Source organism: Listeria sp. Marseille-Q6474 (assembly GCF_946902005.1).
In the GTDB taxonomy this organism is placed as follows: Bacteria; Bacillota; Bacilli; order Lactobacillales; family Listeriaceae; genus Listeria; species Listeria innocua.
The window spans coordinates 1-8661 of record NZ_CAMPPS010000005.1 but is presented as its reverse complement, the minus strand read 5'-3'; the positions used below and the strand labels follow the sequence as shown (position 1 = coordinate 8661).

The window sequence follows — 8661 nt, the reverse complement described above, 5'->3', positions numbered from 1 at the left end:
TTAGCCCGAACAGTTGAGCGTTTAATGGTCTTTAATTATGAATTTACAGATGTACAAGAGTTAAAACAGATCATATATGAATTGATGCAAGATCTGAATGGCTCCGTCTCACAAGCCATCCACAACAAACCGACGGTTTTACTAAAGGAAGAGCTTCCCATACTAGCTCCCATCCATCGTTTAGAATTGCTCAGCTATGTTTCTAGAAATAAACGTCTACTGAGAAAGGTATCGATGGAGTCCATGGTTCAATATCAAAATGCTAAATATTCTGTTCCTGTTAAATATATTGGGAAAGAAGTTACGTTAGATATTCGTAGGGACAATCTATTTGTTTGGTATGGGGATAAATGTATTCGAACCCATCCTATAAGTGAAAAAGCGCTTAATTATCAACGCGAAGACTCGCTTGAAATTTTGCGTTCCGATGTATTTAAATATTTAGAAGATGAAGAATTAGAGCGATTTGTCGATGATAATTTACATGCATATGACGATCTATAAGGAGGAAATGATGTCCCATTACCATCAATTGTTAAATCAACTAAACGAATTGAATTTATCTTGCATGAAAGAAAATCTACCTGCCCATTTAGATGAGGTTGCCAAAAGTGATAAATCGCTTGTAGACTCTTTATTCGAGCTCACCCAACAAGAAATTAGTTATCGTAAAAAAGAAAGTCAAAAAAAGGTATTAAAGCGTGCAATGTTCCCCTACCACAAACGACTCCATGATTTCAATTTTGATTTTCAACCAAGGATAAAAAAGAAGGAAATGCAGGATTTATTAACATTACGCTTTTTAGACACATATGACAATATTCTCTTTATTGGAAATAGTGGTGTTGGAAAGACCCATTTAGCCGTTTCAATTGGATTAGAATGTATCGATCGTGGTTTAAGTTGTTTGTTCATTACGAGCACTGAATTAGTGAATCGTTTGATCCGCGCTCACAAGCGCGGAACTAGCGAAACGATGCTAAAAAAATATTCGGGTTATTCGGTGTTGATTATCGACGAAGTCGGCTATTTACCTTTCTCCAAAGAAGGTTCCAACTTACTTTTTCAGCTGATTAATATGCGGTATGAAAGAAAATCTACGATTGTTACAACCAATATCCCACTATCCCAGTGGTCCGAAATATTTGGAAACAAGAAGCTTACCAACGCGCTACTGGACCGGTTGGTCCATCACTCTAAATTGATCCAAATTACGGGGCCCTCTTATAGAATGAAGAGTTATAGCGAAAACAAAGAGGTGAAATCGTAAAAACGTTTAAACGATTTTCACCTACATTTTCAGTGGCCTAAAACCAACATTTTAATATGGCCCTTGACAAAAAACCATGGATCTTCCTAAAATGTCTACCGTAAAACCAAGATTCCGTTATCAAAAACCGACGGTTTCTTCTACTTGTCCAAATCTGTTGGAACAGCAATTTCATTCCAAGCAACCCAATCGTATTTGGGTCAGCGACATTTCGTATATTCCTGTAAAAAAAGGATTTGTTTATCTTTGTGTAATTCTTGACATCTTCTCTCGAAAAGTGATTGCTTGGAATGTCTATGCCTCTATGACTGCAAAATTAGTTTGTGATACGGTAGAGCGAGCCGTTCATTCTAGAAATCCTGTGCAGTCGGTTATTTTTCACTCTGATCGTGGTTCCCAATATTTGTCTCAAGAATTACGGCAGGTCCAAGAAAAATACAACCTTATCCCTTCCTATTCTAAACTTGCTTACCCGTGGGATAATGCCGTCACAGAATCTTTCTTTAAATACATGAAGAAAGAAGAACTTAATCGTCGAAATTTTTCCTCTTTGGAAGAAGTAAAATTAGCTTGTTTTGAGTATATTGAAGGATTCTATAATTCAAAAAGACCACATTCTGCAAACAACTTCTTATCACCTAATTTAAAAGAACTTGCTTTTCTAAATGATTCTTCATAAAATATTCCTTTTTTCTGTCTACTTTATTGACATCTATCCATTCGGGCGGTACTTCGTATCCTGCAACAAGTCAAACAGCATAAAAAATTCCTTAGATGTATAACACATCACTTCTTTCAAGCTATTTTTGACAACATACATACCTGGCTTGATCGCTGTTTGTATACGCCCCTTGACCAATAATTGCACAGGTTTGCCTTTCTTCCCTTTTTGAGCTCGATGAGGCTGAACAAAATTCACGATCTGTCCCCCATTATTGCCACCATACCGAATAACCTTATATGTCCCAACTGGGACACAAACTTCCGCAGCTTGTGTTTCTAAAACCGGTTCTAAATGCGCTAATAACCCAAGGACTACTTCCTGCTCCAATAACCCCAGCGTTGTATAGCTATCAGCTCCATCCAGTGACACATAAAATGATTCCCATTCATCGCCAGGAATTTCAGTGATCGAACGTGCTTGGATTCCTGCTTGTCTTAAAAGATGCCGCAAATCCCTCTGCTTGAGCGCCTTATAATAATACTTCTCTTGCTCTTTAGTCGTTACCTCAAAAATACTTGCTGGATAACTCGCTAAACCATGTAACATCTTCCAATGTCTTAAAATAGCAACTGGAATATCTAACAAATCTACAAGATCGCTATCTTTCATTCCCGAATCTTTTAAATGCACGTACTGATCCACCGTAAAACCTTGAAACCAATCTTCCATACGTTCAAACTTCACCGCATCCGGTTCGGCCTGATGACTACCCTTTAGCTGTTTTTTCTCCGTTTTTTTTACCACTGGTGGTTCTTATAACCGTTTGATCGCAGCTGTCACCTCTATAATTCTCATACACGTAGCACATTGTAAATAAGTACCAGCCTCATGTTTCACATGTAACGCATCATGCTTTTCATAACAATCTGACAGCTGGAGTAACAGCTGTTGTTTTTGCTTTTTCTCTGCTCGATTCATGTTTAAAAACCATCCTCACATCAGTAAATTAATTTAACCAGGGGGTCGAGAGCAAACTAGTAACTAGAAATAAGTACTTGGCAATTGAGCTCATTAAAAGTTAACTACTTCGCGATCGCTCTAAATCGTTGCTAGGACTTGTCTGGTACACTTTATTGATTTGTTCTAACACTAATTGGGCAGTTCTATCCCCTCTGACGTTGGAACGCACAAAAAGGCTCTCTGCGTTGCTGGTTGAGTAGACTTTTCCCTTCACATATTCCACTGCTGACGCAAACGTTTCAACAAATGCACGGTATTTTTCTTGCTTCACTTTTTTTTGATCGAGTGCATGACGGATCGCTTGTTCGGTCACAATCGCGATCGTGGTCAGCAACGTTTTCGCGTATCGACCTTTGCCTTGTACTTTGCTAATAATTTTGCTCGATTGCTTCAGGACTTTTTTCAAGGATGCGTATGGTATTTTTGTTTCTTCAGCCAACTCGCGCTGCGACTTTTCTAAGTAAAGTTTTCCAGCTGTGATCTGTTTTTCTAGGTAGCTTTCCAAATCACTTTCCCACTCTGCAATATGTGAATATTCTCGCACTTCTCGCGCTTTTTTATGCTTCCGTAACACACGATTCCCTGGCTTCGCAAAGATAAATGGCGTAGAATGCTCCATTTCGCTTCCTGAATCGTACGTTTCCAAGATCGATTCAATATACTCCAGATTCGCACCTTTATATCTTTTGGAATAAGCGCTATGTACGACTTTTTCGATCTCTTTATAATTTTTCAGTTCAGCCTGCAGGCGACTATTAAATTGATCAAGCAGATCTAAAGCCTCTTGTTTGGATCTGCCGGAGCTATAACAAGCAAGTGCCAGTGTAAACATAACATTGTTCCGGCCAAGTTGCCCTTTGCGCCCCTGGACATTCGTCAAATGCACGATTTTATCGAACCAAGGTTGCTGCGTCGCATCAAAAGTTGCTGCTTGCTTCGACACAAGTTGCAGACCTGGGCGATTATTTTTAGCCGTATATTCCTTAGACCAGTTCATCAATTCCTGAAATTGAAATTTACTCTCCAGATTTAAGAAGGCAACATTTTTAGTATTTGGAGCTCGGAAGAAACCAAAATCATTGCATCCGCAATCGACGTTTGGCAGTTCGTTCGCAAACGCATGTTTGATGTTTTTAGCAATACGTTTCGCCACGCGTAACCCTTTAAACTGGTTGGCATTGCTGATAAACGTTGGTGCATCTAGGACAAAGTACAGTTGAAAACCAGCTGTAGTATGTAAAATAAAAGTCGGCGTTTGATCCAGCACTTTCATCGATGCCGTCAGCATCTTCGCAACATCGACTTGTTGTGTATCGACATCGACCACGAATGTATTGATTTGTTGCAAGTTTTGTTCGTCAAAACCTTTTATGTATTGCCGTTTATCGTCCGTATATGTTCCCCATCTAAAAACGTTTGGTGTCCAATGCGTGATTTTATCTGCTTCTGTCAGCAGCGCTTCTTGGCTCGTAACAATAAACCCTTTGACGCCATGCTCCATCTGCAGATGACCTTTATCGCGAACGACAAATTGCACGCCTTTACGATTTTCGCTTGCTGCTTCGACAGCTGCATAGTGATCTCGAATAGCCAAAACGCCTTTACTTCCCTTTTTCCGAAAAGCAGTGATTCCTTCATGCACGACCGCATCGATCACGCTGCTATATTGATACATCGCTTCGTTGTCAAACATCTGATCCTCTCTCCTCTCTTCGTTGATTCTCACTTTTAGCAAACAAAAAAGGACAAGATCCCTCCCTGCAGAGAAATCTTGTCCTTTTAAACAAAAATCTCGCGCAGGAAAAGGAAACTTTTTCACATGCACGAAACGTTCAAAAACCTTATAAAAATGCTTGAAAACTTGCTTTTAAGCATTGTCAAATAAGCCTACTTATGCTATAATTTTTTTATCAATTTTAAATTAATAGCTTGTAGGGTTTCGTCTTTTTAATGTGTTTTTGGTCGAACACATTAAAGTGCATTTTGGTCAATGCATGGGCGATTCCTTTTTTATTTACTTGTTGTTTACACAATACAACAAGTTTTTTTTTTTGTAAACTATCAATTTTTCTCACAATAAGCTTACTCCTATATAATATTTGATAAAAAGATATAAATATCTTTTTATCTTTTTATCTATATATACTTTTATCTTTTTATCTCTTTATCTTTTTATCTATATATCTCATTATCTTTTTATTTTTTTATCTATATATCTTTTTATCTCCTGTAAAGTATTGCTGTTATGCAATTTACAATTAATTTTATAAGTTACTATGTTACTTTATACTACAAATAATTTATATAACCTCCGAATATTTATCTTTTTTCGCTTTACATAAAATTCAAGGAATGTTATTATGAGTTTATCAGATAAATTTATCTTTTTATCCTTTTATCTTTATTACAAATATATTACAGGAGGCGAGAGAATGTTTAATAGTCCGGCTTATATAGAAGAATATAAAAAAGTGCAGAAAGTACTAAGTGATAATCGATGCAGAGTTATTATTAATGCAAATCAAAAAGGTGGAGTAGGGAAAACTACCAACACCACTATGGAGGCAATTATTCTTGCGCATGTCTTTAATAAAAAAGTTTTATTGATTGATGAAGATATGCAAGGTAATGAAACTAGTTTCATGAGTAAAACTTATGATGTTATAGAGTTCCCCATGTCACTAATGAAAGCAATTGAAGAAGGAGACTTAACAAAAGCGATTGTTAATTTAGACGAAAATATTGATATTATCCCTGGTAGTTACGATATGAGAAAAATGGTTAATTTTTTAATTGGTAAATTCAAAACTGAAGAAGCACAAACTTTTTATCTCTCTTCACTTATAGACAAAATTCGTGATGACTATGATTTTATTTTTATTGATGTTCCACCTTCTACAGATTTAAAAGTAGATAATGCTGTAGTTGCTGCTGATTACTTAGTTGTGGTTCAAGAAACTCAACAATTTGCATTAGAAGGCTCAAACACCTTTATTTCAACTTATCTTAATACCTTAGTAGATGATTTTGGCAGTCGCTTCAAAACAGAAATAATTGGTATTTTACCAGTTTTACTACAGAAAAAAAGAAAATTGCATGAAAAAATACTAGAAACTACAAAAGAAAAATTTGGTAAAGAAAATATATTTGGAACTACAATAAACAATCACGCAAGACTAGAGTTATATGGTAAATTTGGCGTTCAATTTGAAGATCATTGGGATCGAACAATGTTTGCACTCTATACTGATATAGTACAAGAGATGCTTGAACGTATGCAGCTTATTGAAAACGGCAGTGATTTAGATAACTATCAATATAAACCAATTTTTTACAATCCAAAAATTGGTAAAGTAACTGCTTTGGGAAAGGAGATTGTTGTTAATGGCTCGATTAATAGATCGTAAAGACAAGGAACAAGCACAAGTAAAAACTCAAGCAGATACATCGAGAAAAGTTAATACAAAGTCCAACTCCGAAAAAAAAGTTAATGCAAAAGACAGGAAAAATATTAAGGTTAACCCTGACGATATGTTATTAATTGATACAATAGCTAATAATTTCTTTGAAACAAAATTAAAACATTATGAATTGGTAAATCTCTTATTAGAAAACTGGGTGGATACTAAGCTAGAACCAAGACAACAAAAGATACTTAAGGATTTATTGAAAAACAGATAGTTTTATCTAAAGATAATTAGATAAAAAGATAGTTTTATCTAATTATCTTTTTATCCTTTATGCCCACCGACCAAATCAGATCGTTTCAATCCTGTAGCCCCGGCTACTAAGCTATTGGCATGCATAAGTGCTTTAAATCCATAACGATCACGAATCTTATCAATCGTACGCTCTAGCTGTTCTTGCTGGAGCGTTTTTGTATAGTCTTCAAATACGCTCAGCTGCATCGATGTTTTTCTTTTGATGCCACCACAACTAACCGCAACTGATCGCACCGCATCATTTTCCTGATACTTCCAAAACATTTCTAAGAAGTAGGGGACAAGCTCCTTGCTACTGTCGGTTGCCATTATCTTTTTTTGGTGGCTAAAACCGTTCCGAGTGGAATATCGGCTGTAGCCGGCGCTTAGATGAATGACGCTGGTATCAACATGATGATTGCGTAGGCGCATCGCTACTTCTTCCACCATTTCTTGAATAATCACGGCGATCTGTTCCGGATCATGGTAATCCTTTTCTAGGATTTGGCTCTTTCCATACGACTTCTCAAGTGGCTTATACTTTTCTGACAGACGGCTATAATCGATCCCATGCGCATGATAATACAATTGTTCCCCAATCACACCTAAACGTCTTTTTAAGTAGGAGGGGAGCATCTGGCTCAATCCATGGATGCTATAGATCCCCATTCGCTCCAGCTGAAAAGCAGTCCTTTTTCCAATTCCCCAAAAATCAGTGATCGGTCGGATCTTCCACACTGTTTCCGGTACATCTTTATATCGCCATTCCGCAATACCAGATTTTTGATGTTTGGCTTCATTATCCAATGCTAATTTTGCAAGAAGGGGATTGTCTCCAATACCAACCGTGACATACAGCTTTAACTCCTTTAAAATATCTGCTTGTATCTTTTTTGCGATGACTTCAGCGGATCCAAAAAGCTTTTTACTGTGCGTGACATCCAAAAAGGCTTCGTCGATAGAATAGACATGAAAATCTTCCCTGGATACATATCGAAGGAAGATTTTCTGGATGAGCTCATTCACTTTTAAGTATAGTTGCATTCTAGGTGGAGCAATAATGATGCGAGGATCGTCCTCTGGCACTTCAAATTTTCTAGATCCTGTCTTAATTCGGAAAACTTTTTTCATTTGAGGACTTGCTGCAAGCACCAATCCTCCAGCGCGATCTGCATTACTCATGACAACAAGAAAAGCCTGGAGTGGATCTAACCCACGCTTAACGCATTCCACACTGGCGAAAAACGACTTCACATCGACACAAAGAATATCGCGAGAGGGTACGTGGGTGTAATCTTCTATCTGTACCATTTTTCTATTGTCCCTTCTGAAATATGATTAATATCGTCAAATGTCAACACGGTGATATCTCCGGCCATATCTCTAATATAAATTCGATCATCTTCCACACCAGCTATTCTTCCCATGACAAAGGGGAGGGGATAGCCGTTTTCATCCTTTGTTAGTCGTTGAATCGTTATAGCATGCTGCTTTGTAACAGCGTAGCTTAAAATTTCTACCAGGCATTCTTCACTTTGCTGCGGTAGCCAAGATAACTTTCTTTTTGCTTGTTCTAGTTGTTCTGTATGCTCGGATAGAATCATGCCTTGCCACTTTTGCATGCCTCGATCTCGATAAGCCATTGAAATGACCTCCTCCAACAAGAACAAATGTTCTATTTATGTATTAAATTATACAAACAAATGTTCTGTTTGGCAAGTTTAAATTTTATTAAATAATAAAAAAGCTCCAGCCAAAAACTGAAGCTTGCGAATGAACACATAATAAAAAATTTATTTACTAATTAATTTAAACGATAACTAAAATATTGTTTATTCTTTTTGTCATCAACTGAATTTCCTGCAAGGATATAATACTTTCGTACTTTTTTAGTATGAGTATCATAGACAAATAGATAAGATATTTCACATTTATCTATTTTATCCCACCCCTTCTTCTTATGCCATGAACTTCCATCTAAGTATTTTTTTCTCTTGCTCACAAGT

Annotated in this window: 9 protein-coding genes and 1 pseudogene; 5 read left to right on the top strand and 5 right to left on the bottom strand. The window is 36.9% G+C overall.

Annotation, left to right across the window (positions count from 1 at the left end; translation table 11 throughout):
• The 3 genes from OC533_RS14895 to OC533_RS14885 all read left to right on the top strand — a co-directional run.
• Positions 1-504: Mu transposase domain-containing protein (locus tag OC533_RS14895; RefSeq protein ID WP_077952016.1), on the top strand; the 504-nt coding region annotated here is incomplete at its 5' end.
• A gap of 10 nt (positions 505-514) precedes the next feature.
• Complete coding sequence (gene istB, locus OC533_RS14890) at positions 515-1270, top strand: IS21-like element helper ATPase IstB (protein WP_013315180.1); 756 nt, start codon at positions 515-517, stop codon at positions 1268-1270.
• Between the two features lie 91 nt (positions 1271-1361).
• Positions 1362-1949 (top strand): IS3 family transposase, encoded by a 588-nt coding sequence (locus tag OC533_RS14885; RefSeq protein ID WP_160457047.1) that lies wholly within the window; start codon positions 1362-1364, stop codon positions 1947-1949.
• 33 nt (positions 1950-1982) lie between these two features.
• Here OC533_RS14885 and OC533_RS14880 read toward each other — a convergent pair whose 3' ends face one another.
• Together OC533_RS14880 and OC533_RS14875 are read right to left on the bottom strand one after the other, a co-directional pair.
• The gene (locus tag OC533_RS14880; protein ID WP_031641546.1) at positions 1983-2738 is read right to left on the bottom strand and encodes a hypothetical protein; all 756 of its coding nucleotides are present in this window, start codon (positions 2736-2738) and stop codon (positions 1983-1985) included.
• Between the two features lie 274 nt (positions 2739-3012).
• A complete protein-coding gene (locus tag OC533_RS14875) occupies positions 3013-4647 on the bottom strand; it encodes a primase C-terminal domain-containing protein (protein WP_031641544.1) in 1635 nt (544 codons plus the stop codon).
• 739 nt (positions 4648-5386) lie between these two features.
• On the opposite strand from OC533_RS14875, the gene prgP reads away from it, so the two are divergent.
• Both prgP and OC533_RS14865 read left to right on the top strand, forming a co-directional pair.
• Positions 5387-6361, top strand: a complete 975-nt coding sequence (gene prgP / locus OC533_RS14870) for a ParA superfamily DNA segregation protein PrgP (protein WP_003728501.1) — start codon at positions 5387-5389, stop codon at positions 6359-6361.
• Complete coding sequence (locus tag OC533_RS14865) at positions 6339-6635, top strand: hypothetical protein (RefSeq protein WP_003728502.1); 297 nt, start codon at positions 6339-6341, stop codon at positions 6633-6635. Before prgP ends, OC533_RS14865 begins: the two co-directional genes overlap by 23 nt.
• A 50-nt stretch (positions 6636-6685) precedes the next feature.
• On the opposite strand, the gene OC533_RS14860 is transcribed toward OC533_RS14865, so the two are convergent.
• The 3 genes and pseudogenes from OC533_RS14860 to OC533_RS14850 form a co-directional block, all read right to left on the bottom strand.
• A complete protein-coding gene (locus OC533_RS14860; RefSeq protein ID WP_032492070.1) occupies positions 6686-7966 on the bottom strand; it encodes a Y-family DNA polymerase in 1281 nt (426 codons plus the stop codon).
• Positions 7954-8298, bottom strand: a complete 345-nt coding sequence (locus tag OC533_RS14855) for a hypothetical protein (RefSeq protein WP_050896901.1) — start codon at positions 8296-8298, stop codon at positions 7954-7956. The genes OC533_RS14860 and OC533_RS14855 overlap by 13 nt, the downstream gene beginning before the upstream one ends.
• 161 nt (positions 8299-8459) lie before the next feature.
• Positions 8460-8661 (bottom strand): annotated as a pseudogene (locus OC533_RS14850) (hypothetical protein); the annotation flags it as partial.